The organism is Halopseudomonas sp., from assembly GCF_036961105.1.
In the GTDB taxonomy this organism is placed as follows: Bacteria; Pseudomonadota; Gammaproteobacteria; order Pseudomonadales; family Pseudomonadaceae; genus Halopseudomonas.
Genome location: NZ_JBALWW010000010.1, coordinates 62,386 through 85,575 on the forward strand (window position 1 = coordinate 62,386; position 23,190 = coordinate 85,575).

The 23,190-nt window shown below is 61.3% G+C and carries 21 protein-coding genes; 8 read left to right on the forward strand and 13 right to left on the reverse strand.

Features of this window, described 5'->3' with window-relative positions; translation table 11 throughout:
• Nucleotides 1-11: 11 nt before the first annotated feature.
• The gene (gene zwf / locus V7756_RS11480) at nt 12-1,451 is read right to left on the reverse strand and encodes a glucose-6-phosphate dehydrogenase (protein ID WP_335610365.1); all 1,440 of its coding nucleotides are present in this window, start codon (nt 1,449-1,451) and stop codon (nt 12-14) included.
• Between the two features lie 213 nt (nt 1,452-1,664).
• Between zwf and hexR the strand changes: the two genes are divergently transcribed.
• Together hexR and V7756_RS11490 are read left to right on the forward strand one after the other, a co-directional pair.
• Complete coding sequence (gene hexR / locus V7756_RS11485; protein ID WP_335610312.1) at nt 1,665-2,531, forward strand: transcriptional regulator HexR; 867 nt, start codon at nt 1,665-1,667, stop codon at nt 2,529-2,531.
• Nucleotides 2,532-2,591: 60 nt separating this feature from the next.
• On the forward strand, nt 2,592-2,870 hold the full coding sequence (locus V7756_RS11490) for a peptidylprolyl isomerase (RefSeq protein WP_335610313.1): 279 nt from the start codon (nt 2,592-2,594) through the stop codon (nt 2,868-2,870).
• On the opposite strand, the gene V7756_RS11495 is transcribed toward V7756_RS11490, so the two are convergent.
• Nucleotides 2,858-3,421: a helix-turn-helix domain-containing protein gene (locus tag V7756_RS11495; protein WP_335610314.1), complete on the reverse strand. Its 564-nt coding sequence runs from the start codon at nt 3,419-3,421 to the stop codon at nt 2,858-2,860. The two genes, V7756_RS11490 and V7756_RS11495, sit on opposite strands and share 13 nt — an antisense overlap.
• A gap of 100 nt (nt 3,422-3,521) precedes the next feature.
• Between V7756_RS11495 and V7756_RS11500 the strand changes: the two genes are divergently transcribed.
• Nucleotides 3,522-4,682, forward strand: coding sequence for a benzoate/H(+) symporter BenE family transporter (locus tag V7756_RS11500; protein WP_442908995.1), 1,161 nt, complete (start codon nt 3,522-3,524; stop codon nt 4,680-4,682).
• Here V7756_RS11500 and V7756_RS11505 read toward each other — a convergent pair whose 3' ends face one another.
• The 4 genes from V7756_RS11505 to V7756_RS11520 form a co-directional block, all read right to left on the reverse strand.
• Nucleotides 4,683-5,228 (reverse strand): DUF1003 domain-containing protein, encoded by a 546-nt coding sequence (locus V7756_RS11505; RefSeq protein WP_335610316.1) that lies wholly within the window; start codon nt 5,226-5,228, stop codon nt 4,683-4,685. It abuts the gene before it with no gap.
• 141 nt (nt 5,229-5,369) lie between these two features.
• On the reverse strand, nt 5,370-6,485 hold the full coding sequence (locus V7756_RS11510; protein ID WP_335610317.1) for a hypothetical protein: 1,116 nt from the start codon (nt 6,483-6,485) through the stop codon (nt 5,370-5,372).
• The gene (locus V7756_RS11515; protein WP_335610318.1) at nt 6,485-6,916 is read right to left on the reverse strand and encodes a hypothetical protein; all 432 of its coding nucleotides are present in this window, start codon (nt 6,914-6,916) and stop codon (nt 6,485-6,487) included. The genes V7756_RS11510 and V7756_RS11515 overlap by 1 nt, the downstream gene beginning before the upstream one ends.
• 114 nt (nt 6,917-7,030) lie before the next feature.
• Nucleotides 7,031-7,792, reverse strand: coding sequence for a TOBE domain-containing protein (locus V7756_RS11520; RefSeq protein ID WP_335610319.1), 762 nt, complete (start codon nt 7,790-7,792; stop codon nt 7,031-7,033).
• Between the two features lie 228 nt (nt 7,793-8,020).
• On the opposite strand from V7756_RS11520, the gene modA reads away from it, so the two are divergent.
• From modA to modC, 3 genes are read left to right on the forward strand one after another with little or no spacing between them, the layout of a single operon-like run.
• Nucleotides 8,021-8,779 carry a molybdate ABC transporter substrate-binding protein gene (modA, locus tag V7756_RS11525; RefSeq protein ID WP_335610320.1) on the forward strand — a complete coding sequence of 253 codons (759 nt, stop codon included), beginning with the start codon at nt 8,021-8,023 and terminating at the stop codon, nt 8,777-8,779.
• Nucleotides 8,780-8,784: 5 nt separating this feature from the next.
• On the forward strand, nt 8,785-9,468 hold the full coding sequence (gene modB, locus V7756_RS11530) for a molybdate ABC transporter permease subunit (RefSeq protein WP_335610321.1): 684 nt from the start codon (nt 8,785-8,787) through the stop codon (nt 9,466-9,468).
• 9 nt (nt 9,469-9,477) lie between these two features.
• Entirely contained in the window at nt 9,478-10,557 is a 1,080-nt protein-coding gene (gene modC, locus V7756_RS11535) for a molybdenum ABC transporter ATP-binding protein (protein WP_335610322.1), read from the forward strand.
• Here modC and V7756_RS11540 read toward each other — a convergent pair.
• Both V7756_RS11540 and V7756_RS11545 read right to left on the reverse strand, forming a co-directional pair.
• A complete protein-coding gene (locus V7756_RS11540) occupies nt 10,532-11,245 on the reverse strand; it encodes a restriction endonuclease (protein WP_335610323.1) in 714 nt (237 codons plus the stop codon). The two genes, modC and V7756_RS11540, sit on opposite strands and share 26 nt — an antisense overlap.
• 85 nt (nt 11,246-11,330) lie before the next feature.
• The gene (locus V7756_RS11545) at nt 11,331-11,642 is read right to left on the reverse strand and encodes an ArsR/SmtB family transcription factor (protein WP_335610324.1); all 312 of its coding nucleotides are present in this window, start codon (nt 11,640-11,642) and stop codon (nt 11,331-11,333) included.
• A gap of 101 nt (nt 11,643-11,743) precedes the next feature.
• Here V7756_RS11545 and V7756_RS11550 point away from each other — a divergent pair, with 101 nt between their 5' ends.
• The gene (locus V7756_RS11550) at nt 11,744-12,835 is read left to right on the forward strand and encodes an NADH:flavin oxidoreductase/NADH oxidase (RefSeq protein ID WP_335610325.1); all 1,092 of its coding nucleotides are present in this window, start codon (nt 11,744-11,746) and stop codon (nt 12,833-12,835) included.
• A gap of 19 nt (nt 12,836-12,854) precedes the next feature.
• Here V7756_RS11550 and V7756_RS11555 read toward each other — a convergent pair whose 3' ends face one another.
• Complete coding sequence (locus V7756_RS11555) at nt 12,855-17,012, reverse strand: CheR family methyltransferase (RefSeq protein ID WP_335610326.1); 4,158 nt, start codon at nt 17,010-17,012, stop codon at nt 12,855-12,857.
• A 298-nt stretch (nt 17,013-17,310) separates the two neighbouring features.
• Between V7756_RS11555 and V7756_RS11560 the strand changes: the two genes are divergently transcribed.
• Entirely contained in the window at nt 17,311-18,444 is a 1,134-nt protein-coding gene (locus V7756_RS11560; protein WP_335610327.1) for a GAF domain-containing sensor histidine kinase, read from the forward strand.
• Nucleotides 18,445-18,501: 57 nt separating this feature from the next.
• On the opposite strand, the gene V7756_RS11565 is transcribed toward V7756_RS11560, so the two are convergent.
• From V7756_RS11565 to V7756_RS11580, 4 genes are all read right to left on the reverse strand, one after another.
• Nucleotides 18,502-20,700, reverse strand: a complete 2,199-nt coding sequence (locus V7756_RS11565; RefSeq protein ID WP_335610328.1) for a TonB-dependent receptor — start codon at nt 20,698-20,700, stop codon at nt 18,502-18,504.
• Nucleotides 20,701-20,884: 184 nt separating this feature from the next.
• A complete protein-coding gene (locus V7756_RS11570; RefSeq protein ID WP_335610329.1) occupies nt 20,885-21,217 on the reverse strand; it encodes a DUF3325 domain-containing protein in 333 nt (110 codons plus the stop codon).
• Entirely contained in the window at nt 21,214-22,782 is a 1,569-nt protein-coding gene (locus V7756_RS11575; protein WP_335610330.1) for a PepSY-associated TM helix domain-containing protein, read from the reverse strand. The genes V7756_RS11570 and V7756_RS11575 overlap by 4 nt, the downstream gene beginning before the upstream one ends.
• Nucleotides 22,782-23,081 (reverse strand): iron transporter, encoded by a 300-nt coding sequence (locus V7756_RS11580; protein ID WP_335610331.1) that lies wholly within the window; start codon nt 23,079-23,081, stop codon nt 22,782-22,784. Before V7756_RS11580 ends, V7756_RS11575 begins: the two co-directional genes overlap by 1 nt.
• Nucleotides 23,082-23,190 lie beyond the last annotated feature (109 nt).

A 23,190-nucleotide genomic window follows, 5' to 3' on the forward strand; every position in this document is an offset into this window, starting at 1 on the left:
ACCCACCGCGCTCAGCGCTCATCCAGCCAGGCGTGACCCTGGCGTTCCACCAGGCTGTCGGCGGCGTCGGGGCCCCAGCTGCCCGCCGGATAGCGCTTGGGTGAGCGATAGCAGTCCTGCCAGCCGGCGATGATCGGGTCTACCCAGCGCCAGGCGGCTTCTATCTCGTCGCGGCGCATGAACAGGGTGGCGTCGCCCTGGATGACATCCAGGAGCAAGCGCTCGTAGGCATCCCAGCGACGCCGCTTGAAGGCGTCGGCAAAATCCAGATCCAGATCCACGTTCTGCAGGCCCATGCCGCGCCCCGGCGATTTGGCCATCAGCGATAGCCGTATGCCCTCATCCGGTTGCAGGCTGATGATCAAGCGGTTGTTTTCCGGGTTGTCGCCACTGCGTGGAAACAGACGATAGGGCACCGGCTTGAACTGAATGACAATCTCCGACTTGCGCTGCGCCAGGCATTTTCCGGTGCGCAGGTAAAAGGGCACTCCGGCCCAGCGCCAGTTGTCGATCTCGGTCTTCAGCGCGACGAAGGTTTCGGTGTTGCTGTCGTGGTCCACGCGTTTTTCAAAGTAGTAGGCTGGCAGGCGTTCACCGGCGCGCTCGCCGGCGGCGTACTGGCCACGCACGGTGCGATCCTGCACATCCATCCCGGTGATCGGCCGCAGGGCTTCGAGAATCTTCAGTTTTTCATTACGCACGGCCTCGGGCTCGAAATGCACCGGGGCCTCCATGGCCACCAGACAGAGCAGCTGCAGCAAATGGTTCTGCACCATGTCGCGCATCGCGCCAGCGCGGTCGTAATAATCACCGCGGTTCTCCACGCCCACGCTTTCCAGCACGCTGATCTGCACATGGTCGATATGCGCGTTGCGCCAGAGCGGCTCGAACAGGGCGTTGCCAAAGCGCAGCGCCAGCAGGTTCTGCACCGCCTCCTTGCCCAGATAGTGGTCGATACGGAAAACCCGGGCCTCATCGAAAACGACGCCGATCTGGTCGTTGATCTGATTGGCCGTCTCCAGGCTTTCGCCCAGCGGCTTTTCCAGCACCACTCGCGCCTGTTCATCAGCCAGACCGACCGCCGCCAGGTGTTTTACCGTTGGCGCGAAAAGTCCGGGGGAAGTGGCCAGATAGAAGACCCGCACCCGGCCGCTGTTTTTCTTCAGCAGGCGGGTCAGTTTGGGGAATTCGACGCGCTGGCTGACATCCAGCGACAGATAATCCATACGCGCAGCGAAGCTGTCCCAGGTGCCCGTTTCGAAGTCGCCACGCGCGACGTGCTGGCTGACGTGCCGGCGGACCAGCTTGCGGTAGCTTTCCGCCGAATGCTGGGCGCGCGCCAGCGCAAAGATCCGCGTACCTTCGTGCAGATGGCCGTCGCGGTGCAGGTAATAGAGCGCGGGCAACAGCTTGCGCATTGCCAGGTCGCCGGTGCCACCAAACACCACCATGTCACAGCTGATACTGTCTTGCGCCGCCACGTCACCCTCCGGAAAACAGCGCCCCGACCATTTTTGTAGTATAACTACAAGACCGGTCAGCCAAGGGGGCAGCCTAGCTACACATTCGACGCCGCCTGAGCGACACCTGTTTACCGCCTGTTCTGACACCAACGTTCGGTGGCCGAACCCGACCATTCACCCGCAGCCTAACATGAAGCCACAGTGAACCTACTCCAGCATATTGCCGCCAACCGCGACCTGCTCAGAAAGTCCGAGCTCAAGGTGGCCGACTACGTGTTGGCGCAGGCGGCGCAGGTCATGCACTCGTCAATGGCCGATCTGTCGCAGCAGGTGGGTGTCAGCGAGCCGACCATAGTACGCTTCTGTCGCGCCATCGGCTGCAGCGGATTTCAGGATCTCAAGCTCAAGCTGGCGCAAAGCCTGGCGGCTGGCGCCAGCTTCGGGCAGTTCTCGATCAACGAGGACGACAGCGTCGATACCCTGTCACACAAGATATTCGATACCACCCTGGCGACCCTGATGGATGTGCGCGAGCGCCTGGATCCTGCCGCCATCGAGCAGGCAATCGACGCCCTGACCCACGCCCGCCGCGTGGAGTTCTACGGCTTCGGTGCGTCAGGCGCGGTGGCCAGCGACGCGCAGCACAAGTTCTTTCGCCTGCAGGTGTCCACTGCCGCCTATTCCGATCCGCACATGCAGGCCATGTCGGCCGTGACCCTGGGCCCGGAAGATGTTGCCGTGGCCATCTCACAGACCGGGCGCACCAAGGATCTGCTGCATTCGGCCGGGCTGGTGACCGAAACAGGCGCCACTCTGATCAGCCTCTGCCCCAGCCGCACGCCCCTGGCCGAGCTGGGTCGCATTCACATCCCCATTGATGTGCCGGAAGACACCGACATCTACACGCCGCTGTCCTCGCGCATTGCCCATCTGGTGGTGATCGATGTATTGGCAATGGGCATGGCCATGCGCCGTGGTCCCGAGCTGGTCAATCACCTCAAAAGTGTGAAGCGCAGCCTGCGTGGCCTGCGCCTGTCGAACAAGGCGCGCAGCGACAGCGCCGAGTAATACGCACCCGTCGCTTCTGGCATAATTGCAGCTCTCAGCCCGCAATCCGAGGACGCCCCCATGCCCGTCGCCATGGCCCGCCACATTCTGGTCAAGACCGAAGCCGAAGCTGCCGCGCTCAAGAAGCGCATTGCCGCCGGCGAGGCCTTTGATGTGCTGGCCAAGAAACACTCTACCTGCCCGTCGAAGAAGCGCGGCGGCGATCTGGGTGAGGTAAGACCGGGGCAAATGGTCAAGGCGATCGACCAGATCATCTTCAAAAAACCGCTGAAGGTGGTACACGGCCCGGTTAAAACACAGTTCGGCTACCACCTGGTGCAAGTGTTTTACCGCGACTGATTGCCGGGATAGCAGATCAGGTTGTGAAACACCGCAGGCACGCTGCCCGTATTGCGATAGCCGTGCGCGGCATCGGCGGCAAAGCGCACGGCGGCACCCTGCTCCAGCTCCTGCCAGCGACCATCGACCAACAGCTCCATTGCGCCCCGAATCACGGTGACGTGCTCGGTTACGCCGCCATCATGTGCCTCGGACAGGCGCTCGTAACCGGGCGGCAAGGTCAGCTCCAGCAGCTCGAAACCGTAGCGTGGATCAAAGGGAAACAGCGGCGCGACCAGCATGGCGTCGCTGGTCGGGCGTTGGCGCAACAGGTCGGCATTGCGCACTTCCAGCTCGGCCGGTGGCGCTGCAATGAAGGCAGAAAGAGAGACCTGGAAACCGCCGGCGATCTTCCACAGCGTTGCCAGGGTCGGGCTCGACTCGCCACGCTCGATCTGCCCCAGCATCGCCTTGCTCACACCACAGGCCTGGGCGGCGCGATCCAGGCTCCAGCCTCGTTCGCCGCGCAACTGCCTGAGCGCCTGGCCCAGATAATCACCCACTGATTGCATGCAAAAACCTGTAATTTGTTTTGTGCGTTATAACGCACGAGTGCTACATTGTCCATCTGTGCGCTATAGCGCACAACCACGTTTAGTGTCGGAGATGCGCGTGATTCGGGCCTGTTTCAACCCTTCGCATATTGCCGCCGGCTTTATTGCCGTGCTGGTCGGCTATACCAGTTCAGCGGTCATCATCTTTCAAGCCGCCGAAGCCGCAGGCGCCTCGCCGCAGGAGATCAGCTCCTGGTTATGGGCACTGGGCGTGGGTATGGCGCTTACCAGCATTGGCCTGTCCTTGCGTTATCGTTCGCCCATTCTGATTGCCTGGAGCACACCCGGCGGCGCACTCCTGGCTACCGGCCTGCCGGGCTTCAGCCTGAATGAGGCGATTGGCGTGTTTCTGTTCAACGCAGCGCTGATTACGCTTTGTGGTCTGCTCGGCTGGTTCGACCGCATCATGCGACTGATCCCCACGTCCCTGGCGGGCGCCATGCTGGCCGGCGTGCTGCTGCCCTTCGGTCTGAATCTCTTTGTCGCGCTGGAACAGCAGACGCTGATGGTGGCCGCGATGCTGGCCACCTATCTGGTGGGCCGCCAACTACTGCCGCGCTATGTGGTGCCACTGGCCCTGCTGGTGGGCGTGCTGATCGCTGCCCTGGGCAACCAGTTGCACATGGACGCACTGGATTGGTCCATGGCGCAGCCGATCTGGACCATGCCCGCCTTCTCGCTGACTGCGCTGATCGGCGTGGGTATTCCCATGTTCATCGTCACCATGGCCTCGCAGAACGTCCCCGGCATGGCGGTACTGCGCGCCAACGGTTATCAGGTGCCGGCATCACCGCTGATGACCACCACCGGCATCACCGGCCTGCTGTTGGCTCCCTTCGGCGGCTACACCTTCAACCTGGCTGCCATCAGCGCAGCCATCTGCGCCGGTAAGGACGCCGACCCGGACCCCGCGCAGCGCTATCGCGCCACCATCTGGGGCGGGTTCTTCTATCTGCTCACCGGGCTGTTCGGCGCCACCGTGGCCAGCCTCTTCGCCGCCTTTCCGCAGGCGCTGATCATGGCCATCGCCGGCCTGGCCCTGCTGGGCACCATCGGCAACAGTCTAGCCAGCGCGCTACAGGATGAACACCAGCGCGAGGCGGCCTTTATCACTTTTCTGATCACCGCCTCGGGGCTGTCGCTGTTCCATATCGGCAGCGCATTCTGGGGGTTGGTGCTGGGCATGCTGGTGTTGCAGCTACGTCGCCTGGCGCGTTAACTACCGCGCCGCCGGCGGGCGGCTGACCAGCTCGCCATGTACCTGCAGCGTCAGCGCTTCAATACGCTGACTCAACTGGTGAGTCAGCTCGGTCAATCGAGTGTTCTGCTCCAGCAACAGCAGCAGGGTTTGGGTGTGCTGCGCAGACTGCTGCGCCCTTTCCTCAGCCGCTTGCGCGAGGGCTTCGCGGTGTTGCGCATCGGCTTGCGCCAGCGCCTTGTCGCGATCGGCCTGGCGAGTTTGCGCCAAAAGAATCAGCGGCGCTGCATAGGCCGCCTGGAGGCTGAACGCTAAATTCAACAGAATGAAGGGATAAAGATCGAACTGCACCAGGCCGCTAACGTTGACTGCTATCCACAATCCCACGACCAACGTCTGTGTGACAAGAAATACCGGGGTGCCAAAAAAGCGCGCGAAGGCTTCGGCCTTCAAGGCAAACCAGCCATCGCCGAACACTGAACCCAGATGCAGGCTGGCGCGGTGAAATCGCAGATGGTGGCTGGTTGTATGCCGGATTTGCTCTTGCTCAGGTGTATCTGAGGACATTTAGACCACTTCCATGGATTAGGCGCTAACTGATATTGCAATGAAGATAATCTGCGCTGAGCCATTCCACACAGCTCAGCAACCCTGCTGTACCGACTCCTGATAAACACACTCGCAAATAGCAGCTCGTTACCCGGGAAATCAGCCCTGCCGCGGTTCAAATTGCTCAACGCTGCTGACCGGCAACTCTTGCAGGGCGTTGCCAGCATAACGGCGCAGTTTGCGCGTTTCCGCCTGCTGCTCCAGTTGCGCCATGAGTTTCCGATAACGCGAATTTCCGCTTTTACCCAGTAAACGACAAAACCAGGCCATGGCATCGACGGTATTGTGCCCCTCTTCTGCCTTGCCGTCCCAGAGTCTTTGCGCTACTAAGTCGAGCGCGTCCTGCCGGGCCTCTCCGACCTTGAATAGATTTTGTGCTAATTGACGCAGGGATTCGCTGTCTCCGGTGTAAAGGCCACTGCGTATATCTGCCAGCTCATTGGGTATTACCACCTGTGGCAGAATCCTGAAAACAAACCCGTCACGAATCTGCACCTCGCCCAACCCATCATAGTGGTAACTGGAATACCCTTTACGCCCCACCAACAATGGATTGGGGTCCTGTCGCGAATACCTATCCGGCTCGCCCATGCGCGCCTTCACAGCGTCGCTGCTCTCCCCGCTCTGAATCGAAGCAAACAGAGCGTCTCTGGCGGAGGACTGACTGTTATTGCCGCTCTCCCCATCAACGTCCATACCCACGCCCCTACGCTGAATATCGCTGACATAAGCCTGCTCTGAACCAACCACGCTGGAAGCGAGATTGCCTTGAGTATCCTCTACCCAGACAGCTGATCCTTCAGGTGTCAGCGCGCCCTTTACCAGGTAGTGCGTATCAGCCTTGGGGCTAAAATTAACACTGCCTTCGACCAGATACCTTTCACCGCTATACATCATCTCCTGGAGACCGACGGCAAAGCCTATGCGGCCGACCAAAGCCAGACGGGTATCTTCTGCGCGTAACTCTCTGGACTGACCGGTCATGACGAAGGCCGCGCCTGTACTGATCGACTTGAGGTAAGTTTCACTATAGGTATTTTTTACCCATTTCCCGTCGATACTCTCTACGTAAAAAAAGTGCGCTTGCCCCTGCCCCTCTCGCAAGTAGCTGTCGTCAATAACAGCCTTTGGGCCTTGTATCGGCGGCACCACCGGTGCCGCAACGCAACCTGCTAGCAAGCCAAACAACGTAAGGGAAACAAGGATTTTAAGCATCATGGACTCCCAACAGGGTTATTGTTATTCGTCTCGACATAACGGTTGAGCAGTGTGCGCTCGACAGCACGGGCATCAAGCTCTCCACGATAAATCCAGGCTGAACTTGGCGCTCCAAAGAGGGCGTCAAATCCTTGCAACCGATTGACTCGATACTCCTGCTCAATTCTGTGCTGACCAGCGCCATCAGAAACAAGCAAGCGTGCTTTTAGCAAATAGGGACACCCCGGCGTCGGGCTTGGAATCAAGCCTGACGTCATAGCGCAGAGATTGCCATCCCCAACCCGTTCCACGGAGGTATTGATGCTCACCGCAGGGTTTGCTCGCAGCGTATGTGCTGACGCACTCAATTGGTCATCAAGGGGAGGAGAGACTTGGTAGGCAATGCAGCCTGACAGTAAAACGCAGAGCGGCAACAATATCCTTATCATCAAAAACATCCTTATCAATCGGGGGCAACGCGCGATCAACTACCTGACAACTATCCGGAAAAACCGCAATCCGGGCAATATATTCCTGCTCAACGTGACGCCATTCATCTGCCCTTAAACCGCACAGAGAATAATCTGCTCAGGCTCCACCCAGAGAGTGACCGACTGCCCAACGCCCTGCAATACCTGATCGTCTGTCACTAAGGCGATCAGCAAAGGACCTTCTAGCAATTGCACGTGCAACTCAGCGCCCTGTTTGCCCTTTGCAAGGTGGATTATCTCGCCTTCCAACCGATTCAGCGTCGGCTGCGGGGGGGCCAGACGCACCCAGGGAGCCTTGATCAAAGCGAACACCTCCACGCCCGGGCGCAGATCCAGCCGCTCGGTGCTGGCGTGGGTTACCAGCGCCACCAATTGCTGGCCGCCATCAAGCTGCAGCGCAATACGATCATTCAGGCCCTGCGCTTCGACCTGCGTTACCCGGGCGTAGAGTTGATTGCGCGCGCTGGTGCGCAGGCGCAGGCGGTTCATCACTTGCAGGTAGGGCTCCAGGCTCTGGTCTTCTGCCAACCGCGAAATAAACGCCTGATGCTCCTGTTGATAGCGCTCGAAAGCCGCAACCAGTTGTTCGCCCGCAGCCGTCAGCCGCGTGCCACCACCGCCCTTGCCGCCTACCGAGCGCTGTACCAGCGGCGCGCCGGTGGCCTTGTTCATCGCATCCACTGCGTCCCAGGCGGTCTTGTAACTCATGCCGGCAGCCCTGGCGGCCTGACTGATGGAGCCGGTAAGTGCTATCTGCTGCAACAGTTCGATACGCGCCTGCCCGGCCAGGTTACGACCTTCATGGGCAAACCAGAGTTGTCCTTCGAGTTTCATCAACAGGTGTCCTTTGATTGTGCCATCGCCTGGGATGCCGTGAGTGAGCCGCTGCATTGCGCGTACTGAGCCTGCTGATCGCGGTAATTTTCCAGACGCCAGCGCCGTTATCACTCCCCTCGTGCCAGCGTCAGAGCGACAACCCGCTTGCGCTTCGTTATATAAACAATAATATAGCGGTTCCAGTCACTATTCGAGCCCATGGCTCGTGTGCCCGAAGGAACCACCATGCGTCAGATTATCGGCATTTTACTTCTGATACTGTTGCCGGCCACCAGCGCCTTGGCCGCAGAGGTACGGGTCGCCGTCGCAGCGAATTTCACCGCGCCCACGCAGGCTATTGCCAGCGCTTTCGCCGAGGATACCGGTCACCAGCTGATCGCCTCTTTTGGATCCACCGGTCAGCTCTATGCGCAGATAAAGCACGGCGCGCCCTTCGATGTTTTTCTCGCCGCCGATAACCGCACCCCGGCCCGGCTTGAAAGCGAGGGTCAGGTGGTAGCGGGTTCGCGCTTTACCTACGCCACAGGTGCATTGGCCTTGTGGTCCGCTCAGGCGACACTGGTGGATGACAGCGGCGCTGTGCTGCGCAGCGACAAATTCAAGCATCTGGCCATCGCCAACCCGAAAACCGCCCCTTATGGTTTTGCTGCCACCCAGGTAATGCAGGCCTTGGGGCTGCAGAAGCAGCTCGCACCCAGGCTGGTGGAAGGCCAGAGTATTGGCCAGGCCTATCAGTTTGTTGCCAGCGGCAATGCCGAGCTGGGCTTTGTCGCGCTGTCGCAGGTCTACCGCGACGGCAAGCTCGCGGAAGGCTCCGCCTGGCTGGTCCCAGCCGAGCTGCACGACCCCATCCGTCAGGACGCGGTAATCCTGCGCGAGGCTGCCGATAATCCCGCAGCCCAGGCCCTGGTGGACTATCTGCACGGTGAACGCGCCGCTGCGATCATCCGCTCTTTCGGTTACCAATTGGGCGACCAGCTCTAGCAGCCATGCCACTTACCAGCGCCGACTTCGCCGCCATCTGGCTGACCCTGCAACTGGCCAGCATCACCACCGCGCTGTTGCTGCTGCTGGGTACACCCCTGGCCTGGTGGCTGGCACACACGCGCAGCTGGCTGAAGGCGCCGATAGGCGCTCTGGTCGCCATGCCACTGGTGCTGCCGCCCACGGTGATCGGTTTCTATCTGCTGGTCGCCATGGGGCCGCAGGGCCCGGTAGGCGCGCTGACCCAGAGCCTGGGCCTGGGCACCCTGCCCTTTACCTTTGCCGGCCTGGTGGTGGGCTCGCTGTTCTATTCGCTGCCCTTTGTCGTGCAACCGATACAGAACGCCTTCAGCGCCATGGGGCCGCGGCCCCTGGAAGTGGCGGCCACCCTGCGCGCCGGGCCGCTCGACCGTTTCTTCCATGTCGCCCTGCCGCTGGCACGGCCAGGTCTGGTAACCGCCAGCGTGCTGGGTTTCGCGCACACCCTGGGTGAGTTCGGCGTGGTGCTGATGATCGGCGGCAATATTCCCGATCAGACACGCGTGGTGTCGGTACAGATATTCAATCACGTGGAGGCCATGGAGTACGCCCGGGCGCACTGGCTCGCCGCCGGCATGCTGGTATTTTCCTTTGCCATTCTGCTTGCCCTGCAGGCGCGCGGGCTGGCCGCCAACCGCGCCATCAACTGAGCCCGACCTATGCTAGAAGCCCGCTTCCATCTGCCGCTCGACAACTTCACGCTGAATGTCGACCTGCAACTACCGGCGCAGGGCGTTACCGCGCTGTTTGGCCCCTCCGGTTCAGGCAAGACCAGTCTGCTGCGCTGCATTGCCGGGCTGGAGCAGGCGCCGCAAGGCAGGCTGCTGTTCAACGGTGAATCTTGGCAGGATAGCCAGAACAGCCGTTTTGTGCCCACCCATCAGCGGGCCCTGGGCTACGTGTTTCAGGAAGCCAGCCTCTTTGCTCATCTGTCGGTGAAGGACAACCTGCTGTTTGGCTACCGCCGTATCGACGCAGCGCAACGGCGTATCAGCCTGGATCAGGCAGTCAAGCTGCTGGGTATTGCGCCGCTGCTGCCGCGCCTGCCCGCTCACCTGTCCGGTGGTGAGCGCCAGCGGGTGGGTATTGCCCGAGCCTTGCTGACCAGCCCGCAGCTGCTACTGATGGACGAGCCCCTGAGCGCATTGGATTCACCGCGCAAGGCAGAGGTGCTGCCCTACCTGGAGCGCCTGCATGGCGAGCTGCAGATCCCGATTCTGTACGTTAGCCACGCGCTGGATGAAGTTGCCCGGCTGGCCGATCACATGGTGCTGCTGGAGCATGGCCGGGCGCTGGCCAGCGATCGACTCAACGCGCTGCTACCACGTCTTGATCTACCACTGGCGCAGGGCGATGACGCTGGCGTGGTGATACAGGGTCTGGTGGTCGGCTACGACAGTCACTACCAACTGCTCAGTTTGCAATTGCCCGGCAGCGAACACTGCATCCGTGTGGCCCATCGGCCACTTGCCATTGGCCAGCCGTTGCGCGTGCGGGTGCAGGCTCGCGATGTCAGCCTCAGCCTGCAGCAGCCGCAGCACAGCAGCATACTCAACCTGTTGCCTGCGCGCGTGGTGATGCTGACGCCCGCCGATAACCCGGCGCACCTGCTGGTACGCCTGGACCTGCAAGGCTCGCCGCTGCTGGCGCGGATCACCCGCTATTCCGGCGAGCAGCTGGGATTGCAAGAGGGACAGTTGTTATGGGCGCAGATCAAGTCGGTGGCGGTGCTGGAGTGATGGCTTGCGGCGCTGGAGGCTGGCTGACCAGCAGCCATTGCTGCAACAACGCCCCATCAATCAGCAGGAGGTTGCGCTCGGCCGCAAAGCGCCTGGCCTTGTCGCTGAATGCGCCGATGCTGACCATAGCCGCACCCACCGCGCCGGTAGCCACCAGTTGCGTGAAGCATTCACGCAGCGGCGCAACCCCGATACGACCTGCGCGCCAGTACCGGCAGCACAGCAGGTAACGCTCATCGCCACGGTACAGCAGCAGATCTGCTGCGCCCTCGGCCGCGGCGCCGTGAGCGCTCAGCAGGGCGTAGCCCTTGGGCCGGTAGGTTTCTTCCAGCAGTTGTTGAAACTCGGGCCACGCCATGCGCTGCAAGAGCGCGGCCGGATCTTGCGCCAAGGCCTGGCGCCGGCGCCAGGCCAGCTGCTGATGCCGGCTCAACAGGCCGCTACAGATCAGCGCCAGCGGCAGCAGATACTGCGCCACCTGGGCCAGTTGACGCAGAGCGAGCTGGGTAAATAACGAATCGGGCAAGCCGCCATAGAGGGCGGCCTCTGCAGCCGGCAGCGGGCTGCTGGCGTAATGCCGCAGCAGCCACCAGCTCGGCACAGCGAAAAGCAGATGGCTCCACCAGGGCAGCCGCCCGATGAGCATGAACACATCGGCATAAGAAGTGGTGCGTTGACTGCGGGCCATCCCTGACTCCTCGACAGTAGCGTCCTGCCATTTGTTTCAAACATAGCCCGGCTTCAGGGATTGGTAAAGCGTCAGGGCAGCCGCTTCAGGCGCTTGGTGTGTGCTGCGCAAGAATGGCTGTCAACAATCCCGGGAAGCGCTGATCCAGCTCGGCGCGACGCAGCGAATTCATGTGGGTGGTGCCCACGCCCTTGGTGCAGACCAGCCCGGCATCACGCAATACCCGGAAGTGATGCGACATGCTCGACTTGGGTCGGCCGCCGTCCAGCTCGCCGCAGCTGGCCTCGTCCACTTCGGACAGGCGCTGCACCACTTCCAGACGCACGGGGTCGCTCAGCGCATAGAGCACGCGCTCAAGGCTGAAGTCACTTACCGGAGGATGTTTGAAGGGTCGCATGGGCCGAATCATACACAAGGCTTTACTTATGATCCATAGTTCCAATATTATCGAACAACTAAACAAGCCCAACCGGGTTTTCTTTCTCTACCGGAGTCTTCATGTCCGCACTATTCCAACCCTTCACTTTGAAAGACGTCACCCTGCGCAACCGTATTGCGGTGCCGCCCATGTGCCAGTACTCCGCAACCGAGGGACTGATCAACGAATGGCATGTAGCCAACTATACGGGCATGGCACGCGGCGGCGCGGGTCTGGTGATAGTGGAGGCCACGGCGGTGTCGCCAGAAGGCCGCATTACGCCCGCCTGTGCCGGTATCTGGAATGATCGCCTGGCAGAGGCTTTCGTGCCTGTGGTTCAGGGCATCAAGGCCAACGGCGCGGTGCCGGGCATCCAGATTGCCCACGCCGGGCGCAAGGCCAGCGCCAACCGGCCCTGGGAAGGCGACGATCATATCGCCAATGACGATGTCCGTGGCTGGCAGACAATTGCGCCCAGCGCGCTGGCCTTCGGCGCGCATCTGCCCAAGGTGCCCACGGCGATGACGCTGGACGACATTGCCCGGGTGCGTAACGATTTTGTCGCCGCGGCCAAGCGCGCCCTGGCAGTCGGCTTCGAATGGCTGGAGCTGCACTTCGCCCACGGCTACCTGGCGCAGAGCTTCTTCTCGGCCCACGCCAACCAGCGCACCGATGCCTACGGTGGCAATGCCGAGAACCGCGGCCGTTTTCTGCTGGAAACCCTGCGCGCGGTGCGCGAGGTGTGGCCCGAGCGTCTGCCGCTGACCATTCGTTTCGGTGTGATCGAGTTTGATGGTCGCGACGAGCAGACGCTGGCCGAGGCCATCGGCCTGACACGGCAGTTCAAGACGCACGGCATGGACATGATGAGCGTCAGCATCGGCTTCAACATCCCGACGGCAAAGATCCCCTGGGCACCGGCCTTCATGGGTCCGATTGCGCAACGGGTGCGTGACGAGGCAGCAGTGCCGGTATCCTCGGCATGGGGCTTTGGCGAGCCGCAGATCGCGGAAAAGGCGGTGCAAGACGGACAGCTGGATCTGGTGATGGTGGGCAAGGCGCACCTGGCCAATCCGCATTGGGCCTACCATGCTGCCCGCGAGCTGCAGGTCGAAAAACCATCCTGGGCCACACTGCCAGCGCCTTACGCCCATTGGCTCGAGCGCTACTGAGCATGACTGGCCGCAGGTGCTAGCGCTTGCGGTCCAGCTCCAGCTGCTTGATGGCGTCGATCAGCCCCTCGTAGGAAACCGGCTTGCCAACGTGTTGATCAAAGCCCGCAGCCAAGGCTTTACGCACGTCGTCCTGGCTACCGTAGCCGGTCATGGCCAGCGCTGGCACCGAGGTCAGCGCCGGTATCTTGCGCAAGGCCTTGATCAGCTCATGACCGCTCATGTGGGGCATGCCAATGTCGGAGATGATCAACTCCACCGGTAGCGAGCTGGCTTGTTCCAGTGCTTGCGCCGGTTCACTGAACGCGTGAACGGTGGCGCCTTCGGCCTGCAATAGCATGTTCATTACCTCCAGCACCTCCACCGAGTCGTCTACCAGCAATACCTGCACACCGCGCAGACGCTCGCCGTCATTGGGTTGTGGCTGGTCGTCGGGCAGCGGACGCTCCTGATACAGGGGCAGCCAGACGGTAAAGGTACTGCCCTTGTCCAGACCGGCTGAATTTACCGCCACCGAGCCGCCCTGTGCTTCGGCCAACTGGCGCACCAGCGAAAGCCCTATACCCAGGCCTTCGCGATGCAGGCGCACGTGCTGGGTATCGGCCTGACCGAACAGATCAAACACCTTGTCGAGAAAATCAGCCGCTATGCCCAGGCCGTTGTCGGCCACCACAACACGCGCCTGCTGGTCTTCCAGGCTGGCGCGCAGCTCGATCTGTCCGTCCTCGGCCGTGAACTTCAATGCGTTGTGCAGCAGGTTCCAGATGATCTGCTCTACCCGTACCGGGTCGGCATGCACCAGCAGCACACCGTCGGCCGGCTTGTCGATCTGCAGGCTGATGGTGCGCGTCTCGCCATCCTTGCTCACCACGCGGTGGATGTCCTGCAACAGCCGCCCCAGGTCCACGGCGCTGCGCTGCAATTTGAGCTTGCCGGTACGCACCCGGGAGACATCCAGCAGATCGTCAATGATGCGCGCCTGCCCACTGACCGCTTCCTGAATGGTACGTACCGCCTTGGCCGCTACCGGCACCGCGCGCGTGGCCGGCAGCCGGCTCATCAGCTCGGCATTCAGTTGAATCAGATTCAGCGGATGTTTCAGCTCGTGCGACATGACGGCGAAAAACTCGTCCTTCAGCTGGCTGGCACTGCGCGTCTCATCCAGCTGCATCTGCTGGGCATCGAGAATGCGCTGGCGTTCGGTAAGGTCACGAGCAATTTTCACATAGCCCTTGAAACTGTCGCTGTCGAGTACATTGACCACACCGCTGCAATAGAAGCGCGAGCCATCCTTGCGCAGGTGCCAGCGCTCGTCATCCGCGCGGCCGTTTTCACGCGCGCGGCGCAGTTCATCTTCGGGCACACCGTTGGCGCGATCTTCCGGGACGAATATGAGATCACAGTTCTGGCCGATGACCTCATTGCGGTCGTAGCCGAAGATCAATTCTGCGCCACGGTTCCAGCTGGTGATCAGGCCCTCGGGGTCGAGCACGATAATCGCATGGTCCTCGGTGCTTTCCGCCACGACTCGCATGCGCTCCTCACCCAGACGTAGCTCCGCCTCAGCGGCGCGGCGGGCCGTCACGTCAATGAAGGTAAGGACCGCGCCTTCAATATAGTCTTCGCTGGTGCGATAAGGCAGCAGCCGCGCCAGATAGTAGCGATCGTCGCTACTGCGCACTTCACGCTCTACCGTCGTCAGTGACTCGAATACGTGGTCGGCGTCATCGGCCATCTCGGCGTAATCCAGGCGGTGGGTGATATCCATCAGCGAGCGCCCGGAGTCCACCGGCAACATGCTGAAAATATCCGTGGCACGCGGGGTAAACCATTTGATGCGCAGGCTGCGGTCGACGAATACGGTGGCGATGTCGGTCGAAGTGATCAGATTCTGCAGGTCGTCGTTGATCTTGTCGGTTTCCTCGACCTTGATCTTGAGCTCGTGGTTGACCGTGATCAGCTCTTCGTTGATCGACTGCAGCTCTTCCTTGCTGGTCTCCAGCTCTTCGGTGGCCGAGCGCAGTTCTTCGTTGATCGCCTGCAACTCTTCGTTTGATGCCTTTAGTTCCTCGGTGGAGACCCGCGATTGCTCCAGCGTGTCCTGCAGTTGCAGTTTGGTGCGCTGCAGTTCTTCTTCAAGCTGCGAGAGCACGCTGTCCTTGGCGCCCTCGTGCGACTCCTCGGTTTCGTCACCCATGGTGTCTTCAACTTCGTCGAACAACACCAGCACGAACTCGCTGTTGGTCTCCTCCTCCTTGAACGGCCGCGCGATCATGTTGATGTAATAGCGCTTGCCCTCGCGTTTGACCTTGACCCGGCGCGCCTCCACGCTCTTGTTCGACTGAATGGCCTGAAACAGCGCGGTGCGCAGTTCCAGGCGCAGCTCGGGCCGTACCAGGGTGAGCAGATTGTGCGAAGGCTCACCACCGACATACCGCAGGAAATGCCCGGCGCGGTCCGACATGTGCACTATGTCCGACTCCGGATTGACGATCACGCTTGGCGGCGCATACTGCTCCAGTACCCGTTGATGCACCTCGGCCAGCGACTGACGGCGTGGCTCGCTGAAGCGTTGCTGCGCCGGAGCACTCTGTTTCTGACCCACCACCGTCGACATGGTAGACATGGGCCGGTGCGCTACCAGGCCAGCCTTGGCGCGGAAAACACGGTTCTTTTTGTCTACCGGGGCGAACAGATCCTGACACAGGTCCGCCGACTCGGAGTTGCCCAGAAACAGGTAGCCTCCCGGGCGCAGAGCAAAATGGAACATCTGCAGGATCTGGCGCTGCACGTCCCGGTTCAGGTAGATCAGCAGGTTACGGCAGACGATCAACTGCAACCGTGAAAAGGGCGGATCACGCAGCAAACTGTGCTGGGCAAAAAGTACCCGTTCACGTATCTCCTTCTTTACCTGATAACTTTGCTGCTGCTTGACGAAGTATTCGCGCAGACGGCTCGGCGGCACATCGGTGAGGATTGACTCCGGGTAGATCCCATGCCGACCAGTGGCAATTGCACGCTCATCGATATCGGTAGCAAATACCTGCAGCTTGGGCGGATGGTCTGCCAGGCGCGCCTGATCCACGAGCAGCATGGCCAGTGAATAGGCTTCCTCGCCAGACGAGCAGCCGGCAGACCAGACTCGAATCTCCCCTTCGTCGTCCCGCAGACCGTCCGGCTCACCAAACAGGTTGGGGATAACATCGCGCTCCAGGGCTTCGAAGGCCTCCCGGTCGCGGAAGAAATTGGTCACACCGATCAGCATGTCGCCCAGCAGCGCCTTGGCCTCTTCACGGTGCTCCTGCAAATAACTCAGGTAGGTGTTCAGATCCGGCTGCGCCGTGACCTGCATGCGCCGCTCAATGCGGCGCAGCACCTTGGCGCGCTTGTAATGCCGGAAGTTGTGACCGGTGCGGTTGAACAGCAGATGGAGGATCTCGCGCAATGCATTCTCAGCGTCCTGCACTTGCCCTTCGGGCGTAGAGGCCGAAGCCAGATCTGTCTCCTCGGCGTGGGGCAGGTGAATGCTGCGGGCGTTCTGCCACAGCTCGATCAAGCGTTGCGGCATTTCCACTACCGGCAGCACCAGATCCACGTTGCCGGTGGCGATGGCGCTGCGCGGCATGTCATCGTACTCGGCATCATCCGGTGCCTGCGCCAGGGTTACGCCGCCCTGCTCCTTGATGCGCGACAGCCCCACCGCACCGTCACTGCCCGTGCCGGACAGCACCACACAGAAGGCGCGCTCCTTGTGCACATCGGCCAGATCGCGAAAGAACAGATCTATCGCCACATGACCGCCGCGGCTAGGCTCCGGCTCGCGCACCCGCAGATGCCCGTCGTTCATCAACAGTTGCTGAGCCGGCGAAATCACATACACCCGATTCTTCTCGATCGGCACGGCCTTGGTCACCTGCTGCACCGGCATCGAGGTATGACCCTGCATGATCTTGGCTGCGTTGCTTTCGTGACGCGGCGAGAGGTGCATGACCACCACAAAGGCCATATTGCTCTTGGCTGGCAAATGTTCCAGAAACCGTATGATTGCCTGCAGACCGCCAGCCGAGGCGCCGATGCCCACCACCGGAAAGTCCAGCCCGCTGGGTTGCAGCTGGGGCTGATTTTGCGGTACCGACTGGGCGCCGCGCGAGCGGGTGCGTGGAGGTTGCTTGGCCATGGCGTTCTCGTATTGCTATAAAAAAGGGTGCCGCATTGTCAGAAGAGTATCGTGCGCCTGCTTGCGTTCCCTGAAAGTTCGCCAGCATCCTGCATGCCCGTCTAGCTCATTGCGAGCTAGCCAATGTACAGATATTGTCCGACAGTTCCAATTTCCTATCCCACTGGCGGGCAGGTTGAAACATCCAGGCCTATACTGGGTTAACGCATCGGAGCAAGTCTTCACTTGGCAGCCTTGGGACAGGTAGGCGTCAAGCCGGGCTTCAACCTCTTTACCTTCACCGTTTCCCGGATTTTTAATGAATGTATCCCATCGCAGCGCTTCGGCGTCTTCGCTCCAATCTGATGCCGCACGGCGCGCACGTTTGCAGTTGCTAAAGCGGCTGCAACACAGTGATCAACTGCTCGATACCCTGATAACATCCAGCGATTACCTAAGCGAACTGCTTCCATGCGATGCCGTAGCCGCCACGCTGGACGGCGAGGCGCGCGGCTCCGACCCCGCCCTTGCGCCGCTCGCCCGTCATCTTGCCGATACCCTGGCTGCGCAGGATGGCAATGCGCCTTGTCTGATTCAACGGCTGGAACGCCCGGTGAAAGACTTGAGCGAGGTTCTGGCGATACGTTTTGATGCGCACCATGACGGCTGGTTGTTCTGGTTTCGCAAACCAGATGCCAGCCGCAGCCTGGCGTGGAGAACGGAAGACCTGACCCAGGCTGAGCGCCTCCGCACCGACCTGCTGGAACTGCGCCTGACGCAGATGCAGCAGACCGTGGCAGCTCAGCGGCGCTGGATATCGGCGCTGGGTCACAGCCTGTACAACCCGCTGCAATCGATCGGCATGTCGGTGGGTCTGTTGCACGTGAGCGGTGATCGCAACCTCGACTTGCAACAGCACATTCGCGACGCCAGCCAACGTATGCAAGCACTGATTCGTCGCACCCTGGAAGTCAATCGGTTGCATGAGGGCGAGAGGATCAACCTCAGCCTGGCAGATTGCGATCTCTCGGCTCTCATCCACGAGCGCCTGATTGCCTGTCAGCCGAATAACGATACCGCGCAGTCGCACCTTGATATTCCAACCGGCATGACCGCGACCCTGGACACATCTCGCTGCAGCGAGCTATTGGATATTCTGCTGAACAACGCCTTCGGCCATCGCCGCCGGGGCACACCAGTGAGCATCAGCCTGAGCGAGGCGGACAGGATGCTTTGTCTGCAGGTTGCCAATCAGACCAGCGAACAGAATCTGCCCCTGAATACTCTGTTCAACCCGCACAGCCATGCGGAAGGCCCCCTCCACCGTAGTGGATTGGGCATTAGCCTTTATCTGGCGAGGGAAATAGCACGCGCGCACGGCGGGAGCCTGCAGGCCGAGCAGAACGAGGAAACGCTCTGCTTTGTCTGCTGCCTGCCGCGCGCGATCAACTGAGGTTCAGCCGCTGATGCGGCTCAGCGGCCGTGCTGGACGAGCGGGCGTCAGCCGCGATCAGAAATCCAGCGTGGTCGATACCACCAACGTGCGCGGCGCACCCACCGTCAGGTAGCCGGCACCCGGATAACCGCCAGCCGAGGCCCAGTAATCGCGATTGGCCACGTTCTCGACCCGAGCCCGCACTGTCAGCTCCTGAGCGTCGTTGATCAGCATGCTGTAACGCGCTCCCAGATCAAAGCGCATCCAGGACGGGATTTCGCGGCTGTTGTCGGCATCGATGTACTGCTCGCTGGTGTAGATCATGCGACCGTCAAGGGCCAGACCGTCCACGCCGGGCACCAGATAATCCAATCCCAGGTTGGCCTGCAGCTCGGGAGCGCCTATGCCTTCGTTGCCTTCCAGTTCGGTGTCGAGCAGGCTGAAGCCGCCCAGCACCGTCAGGTCGTTGGTGGCCTGACCGAAGGCGTTGAATTCCAGCCCACGGTTGGTCTGCTTGCCGATCACGCCGTAAATATTGGTCGCGACATCCAGCCCGGCTTCAGACTTGCGGCTGCGGAACACACCCAGGCTGCCGCCCACCCGTCCACCGTCGTACTTCAGCCCCAGCTCGGCCTGGCGGGTGATGTAGGGGTCAAGCGCTTCACCGGCGTTGGCGATGGGCGTAGAACCGGAAAACTCGCTGACTACGTCGCCCTTGACCAACCCTTCGATGTAGTTGGCATAGGCCGAAAGCTCCGGATTGATGCGATAGACCACGCCGGCGATGGGGGTCACGGCGCTTTCCTCATAGGAGCTCTGCTCTGCACCCGTGACGTAGTCATAATCTTTCTGCGCTATGGTTTGGTGTCTGGCACCGAGCGTCACCAGCAAACGGGAATCCATAAAAGAAAGGGTGTCGGCCAAGGCCAGGCTATGCGTGCGGATGCGAAGCGTGGTTTCCGGGTCGGAAAAGGATCCCACTGTTGGGACGTCTGCAGGTTTGGGAGCCTGGTTGAAATCGTAAATATTGCCGGTGATAGAGCCGGTGAACATATACGCAGCACGCGATTTCATTTCATATGCTGACGCAGACGCACTAACAGAATGGCCTATGGCCCAGGTATCGAAGCCGAATCGCAATCCGGTCTCGCCTGTGACTACGCTGTCTTCACGGGCGGTATCGAATCGGTAGGCAGAGAAATCACCAGCGGTGTTATTTACAGTCGGATTTGCAAAGGAATTCATTTCTTCGCTTTCACGAACACCGGCGGCAACCCAACCCATCAGAGCGTCATTGAAGTCATATTCGGCGCGCAGCGTGCCAAAAGTGTCTTCCGCATCGGAATAAGTCCAGCTTTGCGCCACACTCTCGTCCGCGTCGGGTGCTGACACGACGGGCACACCGGCCGCAATAGTGATGTTCGGCTGCCCGGCGTCTATCTCATGCTTCTGATAACCCAGGTCAGCAGAAACACGCAGCTTGTCTCCGCGATAATCTGCCCCCAGCGCCAGCAAGCTCAGCTCGCTGGACTCGCCATCCACGGCGGTGTCGCCGTCACGGCGCGCCATATTCAAGCGCAAACCGATGCGATCATCGGCGAAACGGCGGGCAAAATCGCCGGCGGCGTAAGCCTGGCCACCAGAGCGCACACCGGCGGTCACTTCATTCAGCGCCTCGTTGGGGGCGCGCTTGGGCACTATGTTGATGGCGCCACCCAAACCGCTACCGCCAGGGGCAGCGCCATTGAGAAAGGCGTTGGCGCCGCGCAATACTTCTACCCGTTCGACAAACTCGGTGCCCATGTACTGACGGGGCAGCAAACCGTACAACCCGTTGTAGGCGATATCGTCCGAAAAAATCGGCAGACCGCGCACCATATACACCTGCTGGAAGTTGCCAAAACCCCTTGCCACGCGAACCGCCGGATCGTTCAACAGCACATCGCCAATGCTGGCGGCCTGCTGGTCCTGGATCAGCGTCTGGGTATAGCTGGTGGTGGTGAAAGGGGTTTCCATGTAGTCCTGATTGCCCAGCACGCCCACGCGCGACCCCGCCGCCACCTGGCCACCGGCATAGGCTGGCGGCAGGCCGTCCGCCGAAGCGTCAGCGCTGGCGCTCACGGTCATGGCAGACAGCTCGACGGCATCGGCGTTCGGCTCGGTAGTGTCCGGTTCCTGCGCATGCGCCACGGCAGCAACGAAGAGGGAAGACAAGGCGAGTGACAGCGCCGTGCTCTTGAACACCGTGCACTTTACAGCAGGGGAAGGATTCATAAGGTGGCTCTCTGAAAGACGCGCAGGTTCAACCGTAGCCAAACCGCAGCAGCAGGGTCGTCGGGAATAGAAACGATTCGCATTATACAGAGAGGGCCGGCAAAGGCCAGCCGCGACATGACCAAAGGTGCGCGCGGCCTGCAGGCAATCCCGAACGCCGCGCGCTTTCGCCACTGGCAGCTCCCTACCAGAGCGCTGCCAGTGCCAGCAGCGCCAGTGCCAATAGCGGCAACCACAGCACCAGACGCGGCGCGTAGGGCAACAGAAACAGTAGCCCGGCACCACTCAGCGAAATCAACCCCAGCCAGGCCACCCAGGCCATGGCGACCGGCCAGAGTTGCATCGTCAGGTAACAGGCCAGCACCAGCAGCACACAACCGAGTGGGCGACAGACGCGGCGCCAACCGACCGGCAAGCCGCTCGCCAACTGTTTCCAATGACGCTCCATGGCCAGACACAGCGCCAGCATGCCGCTATAGGTGACGGTCAGAGCAAACGCAAACAGACTGAGACTCATGATGCCACTCCGGTGGTCGCTGGCCGAACTCTGGCCGGTTTTTCGGCAACCGCAGGACGGTTGGCCACGCGAAAACTCGCCCATAGCAACAGCAGCCCCATGACCGCGGCGCTGACGTCTACCCCCAGACGCAGGCTGTCCAGCGACTCGCTCGCTCGCAGCAGATCAAGCAGCGGCAGGGCCAGCAGCAGTACCCCGGCCAGCCCCAACTGATCAGTCCAGGCGCGCAAGGGGGCGCGTAAACGGGCGTGCAGCAGCGCCAACAGCCAACTGCCAAAAAAGACCCGCAGCTCCCAGGTCTCGCGCGCATCCAGCGCGGCTGGCAACAGGCGATTGCCCCACAACAAGCTGGTGCAGGCCAGCATCAAGCCGCTAACCACCGCCACGTTCAGCCACTCGGCCTGACGCAGCCAGCGGGTCCGGCTCTTCGCCTGGCGCCGCCGTTTGACGGTGTAGAGCACCAGCCCACTGGCGATCATCGCGCAGCTGATCAGGCCGCAGATAAAGTAGATCCAGCGCATGGCGTAGCCACCGAACTGGGCAAAATGCAGGCCCGCCATTACCTTCTGCGTGAGCAGCGTGGCACGCGTTGGCGTGGGCACCGCCAGCGACTCGCCGGTCACTGCATTGAAGCTCAGCGACTCACCCTTGGTCAGCTCCAGGCGGCTGCCGAGCACGGGCCGCACCTCAACCTGCGCGTTCGCCCGGTCCGGGTTGCTGACCGAGAGCGAGCCCAGCATGCCGACACCGTAATAGGCCTCGCCGCGTGCGATGAAGGTGTCCAGCGGCAACATGGTCGCGGGCGCCGCGACACGCGCAGCGCGGCCGCCCTCGCCCGGCCGGCCGCCGCGCTCTTGCTGCTGCTCGGCGCCGGGCCGCAGCTCACGGAACATCGCCTGGCGGTCACCGCCGTAGAGTGCGTCGGTCGCCGCCGGCATGTAGATCAGGAAGAAGATCGCCAGGCCGGTATAGGTAATCATCAGGTGAAACGGCAGCAAGAGCACGGCGCTGGCATTGTGCCCATCCAACCAACTGCGCTGGCCCTTGGCCGGACGGAAGGTGAAGAAGTCCTTGAAGATCTTCTTGTGGATGATGATGCCGCTGATGCTGGTCACCAGCATGGCCATGGCGGCAAAGCCGACCACCCAGATACCGATACTGCGCGGCATGTGCAGTGTGTAGTGAAAGCGAAAGAAGAAATTGCCGCCCAGGGTTTCGCGGGGCTGCACCACCTCGCCACTGCCAGGATCAATGATCGTCCGCTGACCGCGCCTTTGCTCGCCAGCCGACACGCTGAGATCGGGGCCGCGCTCGGTCGGCAAGCCGATATTCCAGGCGCTGGCGTCCGGATGGCGCGTGCGCAACCAGTCTTCCGCCACCTGTACTGCACTGGTCTGATCCAGACCGCTATCGCGCAATTCAGGCTGCATCCACCAGTTCAACTCCTCGTCGAATACTGCCAGGGTGCCGGTCAGAAAGATGGCGAACAGCAGCCAGCCGAGGATCAGCCCGGCCCAGGTGTGCAAGCCGGACATGGATTGGGTCAAGGATGCTTGTCTGGCCATCAGCTCTGCCCTCCAAACAGCTGCGGCCAGAAGCCGATCAGCGCCAGCGGCAGGATCGCCAGCAGGCTCAGCAGACCGCGCCGGAGCGGCACCGCATAGACCCAGAGCACGTAGCAGGTGTAAACCAGAAAGGACGCGAGGGTGGCGCTGATCGCCGCGTCAATCCGCTCACCCGGCAACAGGCGGGCCAGAGCGGCGGTGAAGCTGTAGGTCAAGGCGTAACCGCCAAGCACCGCCAGCAGAATACGCGTCAGGGTGGTCGGCCAGACCGGTAGCCCTGCGCTGGAAGACTTGGACATGGCATCTTCTCGTTAACGAATCACTGAACGAACGCAGCGCCCGACAGGAATCTTCCTGCGGGCGCCGCTGTGCTATCTGCGCCTGAACACGGCAGGCGCTGAGGTTGGG

What these genes read in the sequence shown, in the direction of transcription:
- zwf (WP_335610365.1), bottom strand. Translation starts at nt 1,451, where the DNA reads ATGGTGGTGTTTGGTGGCACCGGCGACCTGGCAATGCGCAAGCTGTTG.
- V7756_RS11490 (WP_335610313.1), top strand. Translation starts at nt 2,592, where the DNA reads ATGCCCGTCGCCATGGCCCGCCACATTCTGGTCAAGACCGAAGCCGAA.
- V7756_RS11495 (WP_335610314.1), bottom strand. Translation starts at nt 3,421, where the DNA reads ATGCAATCAGTGGGTGATTATCTGGGCCAGGCGCTCAGGCAGTTGCGC.
- V7756_RS11505 (WP_335610316.1), bottom strand. Translation starts at nt 5,228, where the DNA reads ATGTCCTCAGATACACCTGAGCAAGAGCAAATCCGGCATACAACCAGC.
- V7756_RS11510 (WP_335610317.1), bottom strand. Translation starts at nt 6,485, where the DNA reads ATGCTTAAAATCCTTGTTTCCCTTACGTTGTTTGGCTTGCTAGCAGGT.
- V7756_RS11515 (WP_335610318.1), bottom strand. Translation starts at nt 6,916, where the DNA reads ATGATAAGGATATTGTTGCCGCTCTGCGTTTTACTGTCAGGCTGCATT.
- V7756_RS11520 (WP_335610319.1), bottom strand. Translation starts at nt 7,792, where the DNA reads ATGAAACTCGAAGGACAACTCTGGTTTGCCCATGAAGGTCGTAACCTG.
- modA (WP_335610320.1), top strand. Translation starts at nt 8,021, where the DNA reads ATGCGTCAGATTATCGGCATTTTACTTCTGATACTGTTGCCGGCCACC.
- modB (WP_335610321.1), top strand. Translation starts at nt 8,785, where the DNA reads ATGCCACTTACCAGCGCCGACTTCGCCGCCATCTGGCTGACCCTGCAA.
- modC (WP_335610322.1), top strand. Translation starts at nt 9,478, where the DNA reads ATGCTAGAAGCCCGCTTCCATCTGCCGCTCGACAACTTCACGCTGAAT.
- V7756_RS11540 (WP_335610323.1), bottom strand. Translation starts at nt 11,245, where the DNA reads ATGGCCCGCAGTCAACGCACCACTTCTTATGCCGATGTGTTCATGCTC.
- V7756_RS11545 (WP_335610324.1), bottom strand. Translation starts at nt 11,642, where the DNA reads ATGCGACCCTTCAAACATCCTCCGGTAAGTGACTTCAGCCTTGAGCGC.
- V7756_RS11550 (WP_335610325.1), top strand. Translation starts at nt 11,744, where the DNA reads ATGTCCGCACTATTCCAACCCTTCACTTTGAAAGACGTCACCCTGCGC.
- V7756_RS11555 (WP_335610326.1), bottom strand. Translation starts at nt 17,012, where the DNA reads ATGGCCAAGCAACCTCCACGCACCCGCTCGCGCGGCGCCCAGTCGGTA.
- V7756_RS11560 (WP_335610327.1), top strand. Translation starts at nt 17,311, where the DNA reads ATGAATGTATCCCATCGCAGCGCTTCGGCGTCTTCGCTCCAATCTGAT.
- V7756_RS11565 (WP_335610328.1), bottom strand. Translation starts at nt 20,700, where the DNA reads ATGAATCCTTCCCCTGCTGTAAAGTGCACGGTGTTCAAGAGCACGGCG.
- V7756_RS11570 (WP_335610329.1), bottom strand. Translation starts at nt 21,217, where the DNA reads ATGAGTCTCAGTCTGTTTGCGTTTGCTCTGACCGTCACCTATAGCGGC.
- V7756_RS11575 (WP_335610330.1), bottom strand. Translation starts at nt 22,782, where the DNA reads ATGGCCAGACAAGCATCCTTGACCCAATCCATGTCCGGCTTGCACACC.
- V7756_RS11580 (WP_335610331.1), bottom strand. Translation starts at nt 23,081, where the DNA reads ATGTCCAAGTCTTCCAGCGCAGGGCTACCGGTCTGGCCGACCACCCTG.